The 16584-nt window shown below is 61.9% G+C and carries 18 protein-coding genes; 15 read left to right on the top strand and 3 right to left on the bottom strand.

Annotated elements, in window-relative coordinates:
• The 6 genes from NKH33_RS32640 to NKH33_RS32615 all read left to right on the top strand — a co-directional run.
• Nucleotides 1-458, top strand: a 458-nt coding sequence (locus tag NKH33_RS32640) for a phosphatase PAP2 family protein (protein ID WP_352923634.1), incomplete at its 5' end; no start/stop codon positions are given.
• A gap of 209 nt (nt 459-667) precedes the next feature.
• Nucleotides 668-1423, top strand: coding sequence for a COG4280 domain-containing protein (locus tag NKH33_RS32635; protein WP_352542774.1), 756 nt, complete (start codon nt 668-670; stop codon nt 1421-1423).
• Nucleotides 1420-1644, top strand: coding sequence for a hypothetical protein (locus tag NKH33_RS32630; protein WP_352542773.1), 225 nt, complete (start codon nt 1420-1422; stop codon nt 1642-1644). The genes NKH33_RS32635 and NKH33_RS32630 overlap by 4 nt, the downstream gene beginning before the upstream one ends.
• 128 nt (nt 1645-1772) lie before the next feature.
• Nucleotides 1773-2786, top strand: coding sequence for an ABC transporter substrate-binding protein (locus NKH33_RS32625; protein WP_352923631.1), 1014 nt, complete (start codon nt 1773-1775; stop codon nt 2784-2786).
• Between the two features lie 97 nt (nt 2787-2883).
• A complete protein-coding gene (locus NKH33_RS32620) occupies nt 2884-3693 on the top strand; it encodes an ABC transporter ATP-binding protein (RefSeq protein WP_352816312.1) in 810 nt (269 codons plus the stop codon).
• 11 nt (nt 3694-3704) lie between these two features.
• The gene (locus NKH33_RS32615; RefSeq protein WP_352542770.1) at nt 3705-4583 is read left to right on the top strand and encodes an ABC transporter permease; all 879 of its coding nucleotides are present in this window, start codon (nt 3705-3707) and stop codon (nt 4581-4583) included.
• A 24-nt stretch (nt 4584-4607) separates the two neighbouring features.
• Here the strand turns inward: NKH33_RS32615 and NKH33_RS32610 are convergent, their stop codons facing one another.
• The 3 genes from NKH33_RS32610 to NKH33_RS32600 all read right to left on the bottom strand — a co-directional run bounded on the left by NKH33_RS32610 (nt 4608) and on the right by NKH33_RS32600 (nt 7581).
• The gene (locus NKH33_RS32610; RefSeq protein WP_352542769.1) at nt 4608-5999 is read right to left on the bottom strand and encodes a sensor histidine kinase; all 1392 of its coding nucleotides are present in this window, start codon (nt 5997-5999) and stop codon (nt 4608-4610) included.
• The gene (locus tag NKH33_RS32605) at nt 5989-6663 is read right to left on the bottom strand and encodes a response regulator (RefSeq protein ID WP_352542768.1); all 675 of its coding nucleotides are present in this window, start codon (nt 6661-6663) and stop codon (nt 5989-5991) included. Before NKH33_RS32605 ends, NKH33_RS32610 begins: the two co-directional genes overlap by 11 nt.
• 285 nt (nt 6664-6948) lie before the next feature.
• A complete protein-coding gene (locus NKH33_RS32600) occupies nt 6949-7581 on the bottom strand; it encodes a methyltransferase family protein (RefSeq protein ID WP_352923628.1) in 633 nt (210 codons plus the stop codon).
• 255 nt (nt 7582-7836) lie between these two features.
• On the opposite strand from NKH33_RS32600, the gene NKH33_RS32595 reads away from it, so the two are divergent.
• The 9 genes from NKH33_RS32595 (at nt 7837) to NKH33_RS32555 (ending at nt 16502) form a co-directional block, all read left to right on the top strand.
• The gene (locus tag NKH33_RS32595; RefSeq protein WP_352923625.1) at nt 7837-8094 is read left to right on the top strand and encodes a hypothetical protein; all 258 of its coding nucleotides are present in this window, start codon (nt 7837-7839) and stop codon (nt 8092-8094) included.
• Nucleotides 8095-8133: 39 nt separating this feature from the next.
• A complete protein-coding gene (locus NKH33_RS32590) occupies nt 8134-8928 on the top strand; it encodes a COG4705 family protein (RefSeq protein ID WP_352542765.1) in 795 nt (264 codons plus the stop codon).
• Between the two features lie 111 nt (nt 8929-9039).
• Complete coding sequence (locus tag NKH33_RS32585; protein ID WP_352542764.1) at nt 9040-9549, top strand: cytochrome b; 510 nt, start codon at nt 9040-9042, stop codon at nt 9547-9549.
• Between the two features lie 119 nt (nt 9550-9668).
• Nucleotides 9669-10346 carry a winged helix-turn-helix domain-containing protein gene (locus tag NKH33_RS32580; protein ID WP_352923621.1) on the top strand — a complete coding sequence of 226 codons (678 nt, stop codon included), beginning with the start codon at nt 9669-9671 and terminating at the stop codon, nt 10344-10346.
• Between the two features lie 40 nt (nt 10347-10386).
• Complete coding sequence (locus tag NKH33_RS32575) at nt 10387-11805, top strand: sensor histidine kinase (RefSeq protein ID WP_352923619.1); 1419 nt, start codon at nt 10387-10389, stop codon at nt 11803-11805.
• 145 nt (nt 11806-11950) lie between these two features.
• Complete coding sequence (locus NKH33_RS32570; RefSeq protein ID WP_352923617.1) at nt 11951-12517, top strand: hypothetical protein; 567 nt, start codon at nt 11951-11953, stop codon at nt 12515-12517.
• A gap of 1 nt (nt 12518) precedes the next feature.
• Nucleotides 12519-13181: an ABC transporter ATP-binding protein gene (locus NKH33_RS32565; RefSeq protein WP_352923615.1), complete on the top strand. Its 663-nt coding sequence runs from the start codon at nt 12519-12521 to the stop codon at nt 13179-13181.
• Nucleotides 13174-13851 carry an ABC transporter ATP-binding protein gene (locus NKH33_RS32560; protein ID WP_352542759.1) on the top strand — a complete coding sequence of 226 codons (678 nt, stop codon included), beginning with the start codon at nt 13174-13176 and terminating at the stop codon, nt 13849-13851. The genes NKH33_RS32565 and NKH33_RS32560 overlap by 8 nt, the downstream gene beginning before the upstream one ends.
• The gene (locus NKH33_RS32555) at nt 13848-16502 is read left to right on the top strand and encodes an ABC transporter permease (protein ID WP_352923612.1); all 2655 of its coding nucleotides are present in this window, start codon (nt 13848-13850) and stop codon (nt 16500-16502) included. The genes NKH33_RS32560 and NKH33_RS32555 overlap by 4 nt, the downstream gene beginning before the upstream one ends.
• Nucleotides 16503-16584 lie beyond the last annotated feature (82 nt).

Here is a 16584-nt window from a genome sequence, read left to right as displayed (position 1 = left end):
TCGGCGTTCCGCTGATGGTGCTGGCTGTTGCCCTGCAATGGTGGGCAAAGGCCGACCGCTACCATGTGCGCCATGCTGCCTTGTCGGCCGGTCTGGCATTTCTGCTCGGCCTTGCGATCAACCAGTTCATTCTTCTTTTCGTGCATCGCATCCGCCCCTACGATGCCGGTGTGACCCACCTGTTGATTGCGCCAAGCGCGGACTGGTCATTCCCATCCGATCACGCGACCGCAGCCATCGCAATCGTTGCGGCCTTTGCGATGCAAGCTCTGCCGCGCCGGACGTTAGTGCTGTCCCTGCTGGCATTTCTGATTTGTTGGTCGAGAATTTACATTGGGACCCACTACCTCACCGACGTAATCGGCGGCGCAGTGACGGGCGTCTTAGGTGCCGTTATGGTGCGATTGGCCTATCGTGAGAACTCCCGGCTGGACAACCTGGCGACAAGAATTCTCTAGCTCCTTATGTGCCAACAATGAGACGAGCAGCTATCAAAACGTCGAGGTCCAAGGCGGCGGCTGGCTGACGATGATCCTGTCATGCCTTAGTTGAGGTCGGCGAATTCACGAGTTGATCGCGGCGCGATGGGCGGATTCAAACGGTCGTCGCAACATCCCGGATGTTAGAGGTTGCGATGAGCATTGGGTCAAACGAGACAGAAACCTCCATGCAGACACTGACACCCATCCTTTCGACGGTCACGGCGGCATTCCTGGCGTCCTTCGTCGAGGTCGTCGAGGCCTTCACCATCGTGCTTGCTGTCGGGCTGACGCGCAGCTGGCGCCCGGCGCTCACCGGCGCCGCACTGGCGCTGGCGGTGCTGACGGCCCTGGTGCTGGCGTTCGGCCCAGTGTTGGCACTCGTACCAATCAGCACGCTGCAGTTCGTCGTCGGGGTGCTGCTGATCCTGTTCGGCATGCGCTGGCTGCGAAAAGCCATTCTGCGCGCTGTTGGCGTCATCGCCATACATGACGAGGCGGCGGCGTTCTCCAGGGAAACCGCTGCCTTGCACCAGCAGGCAAACGACCGCCGCGCCGACTACCTCGCTGGACTGGCGTCGTTCAAGGCAGTGCTCCTCGAGGGCGTCGAGGTGGTGTTCATCGTCATTGCCGTCGGAGCAGCACACGGGCACACGCTTTACGCCGGCCTCGGCGCGCTGGCGGCGTTCTTCCTGGTGATGCTTATCGGCCTGGCGGTCCACCGGCCGCTGGCGCGGGTGCCGGAGAATGCGCTCAAATTCGTCGTCGGGCTGATGCTGACCAGCTTCGGCATCTTCTGGACCGGCGAAGGGATTGGCGCCGACTGGCCGGGCGCCGATCTCGCTTTGCTCGCCATTTTCGCTATCGTCGCGCTGGCGTCGTTTGCCATGGTGCGCTGGCTGCGCAGCACCTACCCCACACTCACCGGAGAGCTCGCCCGATGAACGTCATTCGGCTCGCAGCCAAGGAATGCCTTGGCATGTTCGTCGATGACGGCAGTCTGGCGCTGCTGGCGCTGGTTCTGGTGGCAGTCATCGCGGCGGCTGTAAAGCTGCTGGGGCTGCCCCCGCTGCTCGGCGCTGCCCTGCTGTTGATTGGTTGCCTCGCCATCCTGTTGCACAGCGTTCGCCGCGCTGCACAGCTGCGGCAGAACTCCAAACCTTGAAGCCGTTCGCGTTCCCGTTTGACAGGTTGATGAAAGGTTGATGCCATAACTATGCCGCGCGTCCTCGCAATGTCGCAAAAGCGATGGGAGAAGAGAGGGACGCGGGAACCGAACCAAGGGAAGAGGCCATGTCGCCTAAGCGAACACTGCTTGATTCAGCCGCTACAATTGCACTCGTCGCCACCATAGCCCTGTCCGCACCATCGGCTCGCGCCGACGATAAGATCTCCATCATGGTGGGTGGCTACGAGAAGCAGATCTATCTGCCCGCCAAGCTGGCGGAAGCGCTCGGCTACTTCAAGGACGAAAGTCTCGATGTCGAATTGCTGAACGAGCCGGCCGGCGTCGATGCCGAGAACGAGATGCTGGCCGGGGCCGTGCAGGCGGTGGTCGGTTTCTACGACCACAGCATCGATCTGCAGGCGAAGGGCAAATTCGTCGAATCCGTTGTCCAGTTCAGCCAGGCGCCCGGAGAAGTCGAACTCGTTTCCACAAAGCATCCTGAGATCAAATCGCCCGGCGACTTCAAGGGAATGAGCCTTGGCGTGACTGGCCTCGGCTCCTCGACAAACTTCCTGACGGAATATCTTGCCGTCAAGAACGGCTTGAAGCTCGGTGAATTCACTTCGGTTCCGGTCGGCGCCGGCAACACCTTCATCGCCGCTATGCAGCAGGACAAGATTCAGGCCGGCATGACGACCGAACCGACGATCACCCGGCTTCTGAAGACCGGCGAAGCTTCCATTCTTGTCGACATGCGTACGATGGAAGGTACCAAAGCCGCGCTCGGCGGCACCTATCCGGCTGCTTCCCTCTACATGCAAACGGACTGGGTCGACGCCCACAAGGAGACGGTGCAGAAGCTGGCCAATGCCTTCGTCAAGACACTGAAGTTCATCAACACCCATAGCGGCGCCGAGATCGCCGAAAAGATGCCGAAGGACTACTATGTCGGCGACAAGGAAGGCTATGTGAAGGCGCTGGACGCCGGCAAAGCAATGTTCACCGCCGACGGCGTCATGCCGGAAGGCGGCCCGGAAACGGTGCTAACCGTGCTCTCGGCCTTCAAGAAGGACCTGCAGGGCAAGCAGATCGACCTGTCGAAGACCTACACCACCGAGTTCGTCAAGAACGTGAAATAGCCGACATCGCCGGCGCGAGCCTCGCGCCGGATCCATCCTGTTTCTGCGTCCGGCGATCTCCCGCGCGGCGACCGCTGGGCCTTGGAGTATCTTTATCATGGCTGCCGAAAAAACCGTTCCGGCGATCGAGCTGATCAATGTCAGCCGCCGCTTCCTCTCCCCCACCGGCAAATCGCTGACCGCGTTGCGCGACTTCACCATGACGGTCGAGCGTGGCGAATTCGTCGCCGTCGTCGGCCCGACCGGCTGCGGAAAGTCGACCAGCCTCAACCTGATCACCGGTCTAGCAGCCCCAAGCGCCGGCGAGGTTCGCGTCATGGGCGGCCCAGTCAAGGGAATAGACCCACGCATCGGCTTCGTTTTCCAGAGCGACGCCCTGTTTCCCTGGCGCACGGTGATCGAGAACGTCATGGCGGGCCCGCTGTTTCGCGGCAGGCCGAGGTCGGCGGCCATGGCCGCGGCGCGCGACTGGCTGGCGCGCGTCGGCCTGTCGCGGTTCGAGCAGCATTATCCGCACCAGCTTTCGGGCGGCATGCGCAAGCGCGTGGCGCTCGCCCAGACCTTCATCAACGGCCCCGAGATTCTGCTCATGGATGAGCCGTTCTCCGCACTCGACGTGCAGACACGCGTGCTCATGCATGAAGAGCTGCTGCGGCTGTGGTCGCAGGCCAAGGCCTCGGTGGTCTTCGTCACCCATGATCTGGAGGAGGCGATCGCCCTGGCCGACAAGGTCTATGTGCTGACTGCTGGTCCGGCGACAGTGAAGTCGGTCTACACCATCGATCTGCCGCGGCCGCGCGTCGTCGCCGATATCCGTTACGAGCAGAGCTTCATCAATTATTCGCGCACAATCTGGGCCGATCTCAAGGAAGAGGTCGAGACCAGCTATGCGCGGGCCGCCGCCTGAGGGAGAACATTATGACTGATGCTGCCATCGACGTCAGCGCCGGAAGCTTCAGGCCAGGAACCTCTGACGCCGAAATCGAAGCCGCCGCCGCAAAGGCGGCGAAGCACCGCCGCCGCACGGTAATCTTCTGGCGGATTGCCATCCTCGTCATCTTCCTGTCCTTGTGGGAAATCGCCGGCCGCCTCGCCTGGATCGATCCGTTCTTCTACGCGATGCCGAGCACGATCGCGGCCAGGCTCTACGAATGGACGACGGAAGGAACGTCGGAAGGACCGCTCTGGTACCATCTCTTTGTCACCATGGAGGAAGCCACTATCGGCTTCGTGACCGGTTCGGTTACCGGCATCATCATCGGCGTCGCGCTTGGCCGCAACCGCATGGCCGCGGATATCTTTTCCATCTACATCAAGGTGATCAATTCCATTCCTCGCGTGGTATTGGCGCCGATCTTCATCATGATCCTGGGCCTGGGGCTGGCCTCGAAAGTGGCGCTCGCCTTCGTCATGGTTTTTTTCGTGGTCTTTCATAACGCCTTCCAGGGCGTGCGCGAAGCCGACCGGGCGATGATCGCCAACGCCCGTATCCTTGGCGCTTCCGACTGGCAATTGACACGCTCGGTGATCGTGCCGTCGGCGATGAGCTGGATCTTCGCCAGCCTGCATGTCAGCTTCGGCTTTGCCATAATCGGCGCCATCGTCGGCGAGTTCGTCGGCTCGCGCTACGGCATCGGCCTGCTTATCAACATCGCCAAGGGCTCCTTTGACGCGGCCGGCATGTATGCCGCGATCGTCATCGTCATGGTGGTGGCGCTCGGTGCGGAATATCTGATGACGATGGTCGAGGACCGGCTGGCGAAATGGCGTCCGCAGCCCCTGCACGAGACGCAATGACCTGAACCAAGTCGGGAAGCTGAATCAGGCTTGGGCTGCCTGGTAGGCGGGCAGCTTGGCTTGGGCGCTCAATCCGGGCAGCGGCTTGCGGTTGGCGAGCGCGATCTCGCCGTCATGCGACGAGACAATCTCGCGCACGATGGCGAGACCCAAGCCGGTGCCTTCGCTGTCCGGTTCGGACCCTCTATAAAAGCGCTCGAACACCTTTTCCTTGTCGCCTTCGGCAATGCCCGGTCCCGTATCTTCCACCTGCAGCACGATCCAGCTCGCATCGCGGCCGATCCTTGCGGTGACCGAGCCGCCTTGTGGGGTGTAGCGCAGGGCGTTGTCGACCACGTTGACGACAAGTTCGCGAAGCAAGGTCGGATGTCCCCACACGATGAGATCATCTCCCTCGGACTCGAATCCGAGGTCGATGTTGCGCGACAGCGCCGCCTGCGCCAACCCCTCGAGAGCATCCCTGGCCACGGCGCTGAAATCGACGCTGGATTTCATCAGCGAAGAGCTACCCTGCTCGGCGCGGGCAAGTGAAAGAAGCTGGTTCGACAGCCGCGCCATGCCATCGACAGACATGTCGACCGCGGCCAGAATTTCATCCTTGGTGCCGATATCGCGTTCGCGCAGGCCGACGCTGACCTGCGTCTTCAACAGCGCCAGCGGCGTCCGCAACTGGTGCGCGGCGTTGGCGACGAAGCGCCTCTGCGTGGCCATCTGGCGCTGGATGCGGTTGAAGGCCTCGTTCAGCGCTTCGACAAGCGGGCGCAATTCGCTCTGGACAGTGTCGGCGGCGAAAGGCTTCAGTTCCGCCGGATCGCGCTCCATCACATCGTTGCGAAGGCGCAGGATCGGCGCCAAGCCACGGCGCAGCCCGAAAACGCCGAGCAGGCCGGCAGCCGCGACGAGCAGCACCTGGTCGCGCAGCGCCTTGAGCCATAGGCCGGTCATCAGCTTGTCGTGCCCCCTCAACGTCTGACCGACCGCCACCATTGCATTGCCCGGGTTCTGCTTGCTGACCATGGGCTGGGCAATGGCAACCGCATGGACAGGCTGGTCGCGAAACGTCGTTTCGAAATAGACCGGATTGAGATCGGCGGGTTGGCCAGGCGGTGCGATGACATCGGGATAGCCGGCAATGACTTGGCCACGTGGTGTCGTCACGCGGTAGACGACGCGGTCGGGCTGATCGGATGCGAACATTTCCAGCGCAGCCGGCGGGATCGGCGCTTCCAGCACGCCGTCGTTTTCGCGAATGTTTTCCGCGATTACCCGAGCCGATGCCAGAAGGGTTCGATCGGTGATCAGATTGGCGGTTTCCTCCGCATTCTTGTAGGTCGTCCACACGTTGAACGAGACGACGGCCGTCAGTGGCACGACGAGCCAGGCGAGCAGTTCACGCTGGAGGCTTCTAGTGGCCATCGTCGATTCGCAGGGCGTAGCCGAGACCGCGAAGAGTGGTGATCGCCATGCCGCTGCCCTCCAGCTTCTTCCTGACGCGGTGAACGCAGATTTCCAGGGCGTTCGGATTTGTCTCGTCGTCGAAGCCGAAGATACTCTCGGCGAGCATAGTCTTCTGGACCGGCCGACCGGCGCGCATGATCAGCGTTTCAAGCACGGCATGTTCGCGAGCGGTCAAGTGAAGCGGGCTTTCGCCGAGGGTGAAGGCACGTGCCTGCGTGTCGAAGGCGAGCGTGCCGAACCGCACCATCGGGTCGAAGTTTGCCCGACCACGCCGCAGCTGCGCGCGGACGCGCGCCTCGAATTCATCGACGTTGAACGGTTTGACCAGATAGTCGTCGGCGCCACTGTCGAGGCCACGCACCCGGCTCGATACGGCATCGTTGGCGGTGAGAATGATGACGGGCGTTGTGCTGCCGCGACTTCGCAGCCGCCGCAAGATCTCGATGCCATCAAGATGCGGCAAGGCCAGATCGAGGATGACCAGCGCATAGTCCTGACTGGCGAGTGCGAGGTCGGCATCGTCGCCGCGATAGACGCAGTCGATCACGTAATGATCGCGCCGCAGCAGGCGGGCAAGCCATGTCGACAATTCGCGATTGTCTTCAGCAAGTAAAATACGCATTCAATGTAATCCGTCTCAACGGCCGACAGCCACATCGCGAAAGAGTGCGTCTACAAGGGGTCCGGCGAAAATGTTTTGGCCAATGTTGGGAGATGGGTTTTCCGTTGGCCGCCGTCCCGCTAGTGCCCTTCCGGTAAATGACCATCCGATATCGCAAATTCCCGGTCTGTATTGCGCCAAGTGCCGAAAATCAGTCGATGCTCTTATGTCTTTAGCGAAAACGGTCGCTACTGTCCCAGTTGATAGCGACGAGCGTGGGCGAATGGCAGCAGATTTATGCATTGATCAATAGAGGGTGAACAGTGTCGGCAGGAAGCCGCCATTCCTAAAATGCTCGACCGTTTCGATCACCGGAAAAAGGGCGAGGAAATAAAGCCCGTCATAGAATGTTCGCTTCAAGGCATGCGTTGAGAACTGTCGTTCGGCCTGGTCGGCAAACAACAGCGGGTTCGGCCAGAAGCGCGGCGTTCGCTCCGCATACGCCAGATAAGCGGGGCCAAACTTTCCCAGCAGGAATTCAGCTTCCTTGCGCGCCGTCACCCGAAAAACGACGAAACTGGCTAGGCCAAGTGCCACGGCCACCACGACGGATCCATATATCAGCCCAATGCCCACCGCGCCGATCGTTGAGAAGAAGTAGAGCGGGTTCTGGGTCATCGAAAATGGCCCGGCGGAAATCAACTCTTCGTTCTTTCTGCCGCCGACATAGAGAATGCTCCACAGACGGCCACCGACACAAATGAGGATGAGGAGGCCGCCCAGCAGTTCGACGAACTCGTGTCCGCTCGACCCTTCGCTCAGGAACGGCTTGACAAACAGCAGCAGCGCTATGGCCAGGACGGCCGCTACCTGGAGAACGATGAGGCGCTTGTGCTGGTCGAATGCCTTTGGTGAAGGTTTGAGGGAGGCGTAGGTCATTGGTTTCCCGCGGCTCTGGCAAGTCTATGGGTGGGCCGAAGTGTCGTTGCGCGTAACCAGCTACTCTTTCCGCCGCCTGATGGCGAGGCAATCGACGGGTTTTCTCGAATTCTTACAAAAAAGTAAACCACCGGACAGATGCCGGCGAACTCGCCTCCCTATGGTCGCTGCTGCCGGTAGTCGCTGCTGCCGGTCGACTGGCCAGAGCTTGATCGACACTGCCGGAACCCCGGCGCCAAATAGGGAAGATATCACATGAACAGACTGGTTCTCGCCCTCGCGCTCGGTACAGTTGCCATCGCCAACACGATTTTATCAGCATCCGCAGCCACGACCCCTTGCGAAACCTCGCTCAAGGATCTGAGGGCAGCAGAAGCAACGGCGAAACTCAGCGATACGGACAAGACCAAGGTTTCCGAGCTGGAGACCAAGGGAATCGAGCGCTGCAACGCCGACGACGACAAGCGCGCCGACGACTTCTTCGCTCAGGCCATGAAAATCCTGGGCAAGTAAGTCGACCCTACCTTCTCCATCAACGACAGGGATACAGCCATGCTCTCGCCAGCCGCCCGATGGGTCGCGCCTGCTCTTAACCGGGTTCCCGATGTCACCGTCGATTTCTGGCTGATCAAGCTCTTGGCGGTGACCATGGGCGAGACGGCGGCCGACTATCTCGCCGTCAATCTCGGCCTCGGGCTCACCGTTACGTCGCTGATCATGACCGGCATCCTGATTGTCGCGCTCATCCTTCAATTCGCGCAGAAACGTTATGTGCCATGGGCCTACTGGCTGGCGGTCGTGCTGATCAGCGTTGTCGGCACGCTGATCACCGACAATCTCGTCGACAATTTCGGGGTGCGGCTTGAAACGACGACGATTGCATTCAGCATCGCGCTCGCCGCAACATTCGCGGTCTGGTACGCCAGCGAGAGGACCCTGTCCATCCACACGATCTTCACCACCAGGCGTGAGATCTTCTACTGGTTGGCGATACTGTTCACCTTCTCGCTGGGCACCGCGGCAGGCGATCTGGTCGCCGAAAAGTTCGACATGGGCTACCTCACCACCGGCCTGTTGTTTGGCGGCGTCATCGCGCTGATCGCCTTTGCCCATTATGTTCTCAAACTGGACGGCATCCTTGCCTTCTGGCTCGCCTACATCCTGACGCGGCCGCTGGGCGCTTCATTCGGCGACCTGCTCTCGCAGCCGGTCGAATATGGCGGCCTAGGCTTTGGCACCACCTTGACCAGCATCCTCTTCCTTGGCTGCATCATCGCCCTGGTTCTCTACATGAGCCTGAAGAAGGACACCGACGAGGCCGACAAAATCCTGCTTGAATCGGAGTAGGAATCAAGCATCTGCACACCCGCCTGACGCGACGAGAACGCGCCAAAACGTCACGGATCCCTGCCGTGGGTTGCTATGGGCAGCTATCGCGCTCACCTCATGGACAGAAGAATGAACTCCAAGAAATCCGGTTATAGCGGCCTCCAAATTAGCCTGCATTGGACGATAGCGGCGCTTGTCCTGTTCCAGCTCCTGTTCGGGGAAAACATGACAACCTACGTCGATGCGGCAGCGGCAGGACGCCGACTGTCAACCTACGAGCAGACCATGGGGTCCGCCCATTACTGGGTCGGCCTGGCGATCCTGTTGCTGGTGTTCGTGCGACTGGCCGTCCGCCTCTTTGTCGGTGCGCCCAAGCCGCAATCGACAATGCCGAAATGGATGGCTTTCGCCTCACGCGCAACGCATGCACTGTTCTACGGCTTTCTCGTCGCTGTTCCTGTTTCCGGGCTTCTGGCCTTTCATCTCTGGGGCTGGATGGGCGATATCCATGCCTGGGCAAAGCCGGTGTTCATCGTCCTGATCTGCATTCATGCCAGTGCGGCACTCTTCCATCATTTTATTCTGAAAGACGCCGTGCTGCGCAGGATGCTTGTTCCTGCGCGCGATCCGGTCGGATGACACTGTGGGCATGTGCAACGACGACGAGCGAGCAGGCGCTGGCGGATATTCTAGGAACGGACCGCCGCCGGTGCTAGCATGCCGCACTGACAAAGCCTCGGCAACAGACCGGAACAGAGATGCGACTTCTCCTTGTTGAGGATGACCCACGGACGGCCGACTACGTCGTCAAGGGACTGAGCGAAGCCGGGCATGTCTGCGATCTGCTGCGCAACGGGCATGACGCGCTGTTTGCCGCGACACGCGACTCCTATGACGTGATCATAGCGGATCGGATGATCCCCGGCCTCGACGGCCTGTCGATGATCAAGGCGGTGCGTGCCGCCGGGGTGCGAACGCCGGCGATCTTTTTGACCTCGGTCGGTGGCGTCGATGACCGGGTCGAAGGACTGGAGGCCGGCGGCGACGACTATCTCGTCAAGCCTTTCGCCTTTTCCGAGCTGCTCGCCCGCATCAACGCCCTTGGCCGCCGGCCGCCGGCGCAGGAGCAGAAGACCGCATTGCGGGTCGCCGATCTCGAAATGGATCTGATCATGCGCCGCGTCACCAGGCAGGGGCATGTGATCGACCTGCAGCCGCGGGAATTCAGCCTGCTCGAAGTGCTGATGCGTGGCGAAGGCCGCGTCATCACCCGGACCATGCTGCTGGAACGCGTCTGGGATTTCCATTTCGATCCCAAGACGAGCGTCGTCGAAACCCATATCAGCCGGCTGAGGACCAAGATCGACAAGCCGTTCGAAACCCAGCTTATCCATACGGTTCGCAACACCGGCTACAGTCTGCACGCGCCTATCTAGACCATGATCCCAAAAGTGGGCACGGTTGTTGGAAAAGATCATGGTCAAACAAGAAGATAGAGCCCCATCCCTTTACTATCGGGGTGGAACGGGCTCCAGCCTGCTGCGCAGCACGCCTTTCCGGCTTGCCCTGACCTTTGCCTTCCTGTTCGTGCTTGCCTTTATCCTGTCGGGCGCCATCGTCTATCAGCTGATGAGCGCCGACCTTGCCCAGCGGCTCGACGAATCCATCAAAGAGACCTATTCCGTGGTGGCGGCAACTTATGCCGAAAGCGACCTGGAGGATCTGGTTGCCACGGTCGACAGCCATGCGGCACTCTCAACCAAGAAAGAGCAGCTGTTCTCGCTGACCGGTCCGGCCGGCAATCATCTTGCCGGCAACTTTACCGCGGCGGACCTTCCCGACGGCTTCTCGATGTTTGAGGCCACCATGCCCGGCGTGCCAGCCGACACCGTCTATAGGGCCTGGTCCGGTTCGGTTGGCGGAAACAGTCTGACGGTCGCTTTCAGCCTTTCCGAGACCGAAGAGCTGGAAAGCATTGTGCTGATGAGCTTCGGCTGGGGAACCCTCATCATCACCGGCCTGGCGGTGGCCGGCGGCGCCTTGCTGGCCTCGCGTGTCCAGCGCCGCCTCGACGGTATCGCCGCCACTATGGTCGATGTGTCGCATGGGCGGCTTGACGCCCGCATTCCCCTGGTTGGCAACGGCGACGATATTGACGGGGTTTCCGCCCAGGTCAACGCTGCGCTCGACCGGCTGTCGGCGCTGGTCGAAGGCATGAAGCAGGTCAGCGCCAACATCGCGCATGATTTGAAGACGCCGCTGAACCGCCTGCAGATGATTTTGGAAGCCGCCGCCGACAAGACCGCTTTGGGCGAAGCGGTTTCCGATGATTTGGCGGACGCGCGGGCGGAAGGGCTCCAGATCAATGAGACGTTCGATGCCTTGCTGCGCATCGCCCAGATCGAGGCTGGAGCACGCAAGGCGCGCTTCATCGATCTGGACGTCAATGGCGTCGTTGAGAGCATTGCCGAAATCTATGCGGACGTTGCCGAGGATGACGGAAAGTCGCTGACGGCAAAGATCTTTCAAGGCGCACAATGTCAGATCCAAGGCGATTGGGAATTGTTGACGCAGATGTTCGCCAATCTGGTGGAGAACGCCTTGCGGCATTGCCCGGCAGGCACCGTCATCGAATTGTCGGTGACCCGGCAGGACGACCGCATTGTTGCGAAAGTCGGCGACGACGGCCCGGGGATTCCTATTGAGGAGCGTGAAAAAGTGTTCCAACGGCTCTACCGGCTCGACAACAGCCGCTCGACGCCCGGCAGCGGCCTTGGGCTTAGCCTGGTGCGCGCCATAGCCGATCTGCACGGCGCATCCATTGCCCTGGAGGACCGTCATCCAGGCCTCGCGGTGGTGGTCAGTTTCCCCGCTGCTAAATCATCGGCTGGCTAGCCACTGCCCTCCAAGCTTACCAATCCGTATGAACCAGGCGACATGCCTGTAAGCTTGATGCGCGATAGTGAGCGCATCCGCCGTGCCAACTCGAAAGGCCGCTCAAATGATGTCCGCTCATCGAAAAATCAGCCGGATCCTGCCGATGCTTACTGTCGCGGCATGTCTGGGCGCTGCCGGCGCGCTCATTCCAGGTTTCGCAAATCTGCCGGCGTTAGCGGCCGAGAAGGTCGTCCCCGCGGAAAAGAACCCTCCTGGGGACATTCCCGATACGCAGGTCTTCATCGACTATGCCTCGCCGCAAGGTTTCACCATGAAGGTGCCGGAGGGCTGGGCGCGCTCGGATCATGCCGACGGCGCCAGCTTCGTCGACAAGCTCGACGGCGTCGTTGTCTCCGTGGCGAAGGCGGACGCCGCGCCAACCGTCGACAGCGTCAAGGCGGACTATGTTCTGAAGCTGCAATCCACCGGTCGAGCCATTCGGGTTACGGCGGTCAAGCAGGTCAAGCTGCCGGCGGGGCCGGCAATCCGCATCGTCTACACGTCCAACTCCGAACCGAACGCGGTGACCAACAGGCAGGTCCGCCTGGAAAATGAGCGCTACCTCTATTTCAAGGACGGCAAGCTCGTCACGCTCGAACTCTATGCGCCAAAGGGCGCCGACAATGTCGACCAGTGGCAGTTGATGTCCAACTCGTTGCGGTGGAAGTGAGATGCACGCGCTGGACGCGCACGAACTCTATCGGTTCTATCACATCGGCGACGACGAGACGGCTGCACTGCGCGGTGTAAGTTTTCAGATGTCGCCCGGTGAGATCGTCGCCCTGACCGGGCCGTCCGGCAGCGGCAAGTCCACCTTGCTGGCCTGCGTAACCGGGCTGGACGAGCCGGATGGTGGTCATGTCGAGGTGGCCGGCCTGCGCCTGACCCGACGATCGGAGGCCGAGCGCACGCGCATTCGCATCGCCAATTTCGGCATCCTCCTACAGTCCGGCAACCTGTTTGGCCACCTGAGCGTCGAGCAGAACATCCGTTTGCAGATGCTGCTGGCGGGAAAGCAGGACGAGAAACGAATTGGCGCCCTGCTGGAAAGCGTCGGCCTGTCGCATCGCGGAAATGCATTTCCAACCGAGCTTTCGGGCGGCGAGACGGCGCGCGCCGGCCTTGCCGTGGCGCTGGCCGCGGATCCCCCCATTCTGGTTGCCGATGAGCCGACCGCGGAGGTCGACCGCGACACTGAATCAGGGCTGATCGAGCAGTTCGAGGCCAGACGCGAAGCCGGACTGGTGACGCTGCTCGCAACCCACAGCAAAGCGCTGGCGCAAAGAGCCGACCGGATCATCCGTCTGAGAGACGGGAGGATCGAGGGTGAGTAGGACGCTAGTTGTCGGCAAAGGTCTTGGCCGCGACTTTCATGATGGGAACGCCGGCCGGATCACCGTTTTGCGCGATGTCGACTGCGAGATCGCGGCGGGCGCGCGCATTGCCTTGGTCGGGCCTTCCGGCAGCGGCAAGACAACGCTGCTGCATATTCTTGGCGGGCTGGACAGACCGACGACCGGCACCATTGAATGGCCCGGGCTCGGCCCGTTCGAGGAACTGCGGCCGCGTCAGGTCGGATTCGTGTTCCAGTCGCCCAGCCTGTTTCCCGCCCTTACGGCGGCCCAGAATGTCGGCCTGCCAATGGTGCTGGCCGGCGAAAGCGCCGCGGATGAAACCGCGGCAGCACTGCTGGAATCGTTTGGCCTCGGCGAGCTTGGCGACAAACTGCCGGAGGAATTGTCCGGCGGACAGTCGCAGCGCATTGCCATGGCCCGGGCGCTGGCCACAGGACCGAAACTCGTTCTTGCCGACGAGCCAACCGGGCAGCTCGACAGCCGGACGGCGCAATTCTTCTTCGACGCCGTGCTGGACCGGCTGGAGGACACCGGCGTGGCGCTGGTCGTGGCGACGCATGACGAAGCGGTCGCGGCTCGCATGGCAACGCGCTGGACAATGGATCACGGCCGGCTGGTCACCGGTCGGCCGTGGAACGTCACAGCATGATGCTTTTGCTTTGGCTTCGGGGCATACTCGCCCGTCGTTTCGTTCGTATCGCCGGCTCGATGGCGGGCGTCGCGCTCAGCGTAGCGCTTCTCGCGGCGATGGCGCTTTTTCTCGCCAGCGCCAGCTCCTCTATGACGGCTCGCGCCATATCGGCCGTGCCGATCGACTGGCAGGTCCAGGTGATTTCCGGTGCCGATCCGGACTTGATCGGTAAGGCGGTGAGCGAAGCCACGCCGGTCAAGGCCGTTTACCAGGTCCGCTATGCGGATGTCGCCGGTTTCGAGGCCCAGACCGGCGGCACCACGCAGACCACCGGACCGGGACAGGTCATCGCCTTCGATAGCGGCTATTCCCGGGCCTTTCCGGCCGAAGTCCGGCCGCTTTCCGGCAAGACCGACGGTGTTCTCATTGCCCAGCAGACGGCGGCCAACCTACATGTCGGCCCCGGCGACACGGTGTCGATCAAGCGAATCGGGCTGCCCCCGGCAGAAGTGAAAGTTGCCGGCGTGATCGACCTTCCCGACGCCGATTCGCTGTTCCAGGCGGTAGGCCTGCCGCCCCAGGCTGCTCCGCAGGCGCCGCCTGACAATGTGCTTGTGCTGTCACGGCAGGACTGGCAGCAATTGTTCGACCCGCAGCAGAAAATGCGCCCCGACACCACCAGGCTGCAATGGCATGTTCGGCTCGCCCATGAGGCGCTGCCCACCGATCCTGTCACGGCCTATACATTCGTCACCAGTGCAAAGCGCAACCTCGAGGCGCGGACCGTGGGTCAGGCTCTGGTCGCCGACAATCTCGGCTCCCGCCTCGGAGCAGTCCGCGAGGACGCACTTTACGCCTCCGTGCTGTTCCTGTTTCTCGGGCTGCCCGGCATTGCGCTGGCCATTGCGCTCACCTTTGCGGTCACATCGTCCGGTGCGGCGCGCCGGCGGATGGAGCAGGCGCTGCTGCGCGTCCGCGGCGCCACGACAAGGACAATCCTGTCCCTGTCGGCAGCCGAGGCCGCGATCGCCGCTGTCGGCGGAACTGCGCTTGGCATAGCCGCGGCGTTGCTCTTCGGCCGCATCGCTTCGGGCCAGCATGTAACGGCGAGCACGAGCGGTCCGACACTGCTTCTTGTCGCCTTGTTCGGGCTGCTCGTCGGTTTCGTCGCCTTTCTGTTTCCTGCCTGGCGTGACGCGCGCTGGGCGACTGTCAGTGCCGCGCGGCGTGCCGTCAGCCGCTCGGGGACGCCGGTCTGGCAGCGCCTATGGCTGGACATGCTTTTGCTCGCGGCAGCCGGGCTCTTCTTCTGGCAGTCGGCGAGCACCGGATACCAGATCGTGCTGGCACCCGAAGGCGTCGCCGCAACCTCGGTGGACTACAAGGCGTTCATCGCACCGGCGCTGTTCTGGCTGGGCATGGCGCTGCTGACCGTGCGGCTGTCGGGCACTATCATCGCGCGCAACGGCGCGGGCCTTCGGGCGATCATCGCGCCAGTCGCCGGGCCTCTCGCGAACGTCGTATCGGCGGCGCTGTCTCGGCAATCGGGACGCCTGACCGTCGGCATCGCCATGACCGCGCTGGCGATCTCCTTCGCCACGTCGACCGCGATCTTCAACACCACCTACAACGCACAGGCGCGCATCGACGCGGAATTGACCAATGGTTCCGACGTCACCGTCTTCGGCACATCGGGCAGGCCGGCCGGGACACATCTGGCAGCGCTGGCCGCACTGCCCGAGGCGGCAGCGGCAGAGCCCATGCAGCACCGTTTCGCCTATGTCGGCGCCGACCTGCAGGATCTCTATGGCATCGACCCCATGCGCATCGAACGCGCAACGAGCCTTTCCGATGCCTATTTCAGCGGCGCCAGCGCGGCCAGCATGCTCGACCAGCTCACCCTGACTCCCAACGGTGTTCTGGTGTCGGAAGAGACCGTGCAAGACTTCCAGCTCCAGCAAGGCGATACGATCAATCTTCGGCTCATGGATGCAAAGGATCACCAGTACCATCCCATCGCCTTCAGGTTCATTGGTGTTGTGCGTGAGTTTCCGACCGCGCCGAAGGACTCCTTCCTCGTCGCCAACGCCGCCTACGTGGGCCGCATGACCGGGTCGGATGCATCCGAATACGTCCTGATGCGGGCAAAGGCCGATCCGTCAGCGCTGGCACGACAGGCCGTTTCGGTGCTTTCCTTCGATCCGTCGCTGAAGGTTGCCGACATCGCACAAGCCGCTCATCTCATCGGCTCGAGCCTGACGGCGGTCGACCTCGGCGGGCTGACCACGATCGAACTGGGGTTTTCTGTTGTCATGGCGGCTGCCGCCGCCGGCCTGATGCTGGCATTGGGGTTCATCGAGCGCCGCAGGAACTTCGCCATACTGAGCGCCATCGGCGCCAAGCCCCGGCAATTGGCGGCCTTCCTGTGGGGCGAAGGCCTCCTCATCCTCGTCGGTGGTTTCGCATTCGGTCTGCTGTCGGGGTTCCTGACGGCGTGGATGTTGGTGAAGCTGTTGACTGGCGTGTTCGACCCTCCGCCCGAGGCGCTGTCGATCCCCTGGGGTTATCTTGGGGTCGTGCTCGGCCTTGTCGCCGCTTCGGTCGTCGCCGCCGTCCTGTCGGCCAGGCCTTCGTCCGGACGAGACGCCGAGCACCTGCGCGATTTCTAGAGTATCCGTGTTGGTCAAGGGACAGATGGTGTCCAGGTCCGATTGTCCCTGAGTAGTGCGTTTGCGAGGATGATGAGCTTTC

It is taken from the genome of Mesorhizobium sp. M1182 (assembly GCF_040318335.1).
In the GTDB taxonomy this organism is placed as follows: Bacteria; Pseudomonadota; Alphaproteobacteria; order Rhizobiales; family Rhizobiaceae; genus Mesorhizobium.
Note: the sequence above shows the minus strand (reverse complement) of the source record. Positions and strands in the feature narration are given on the sequence as shown.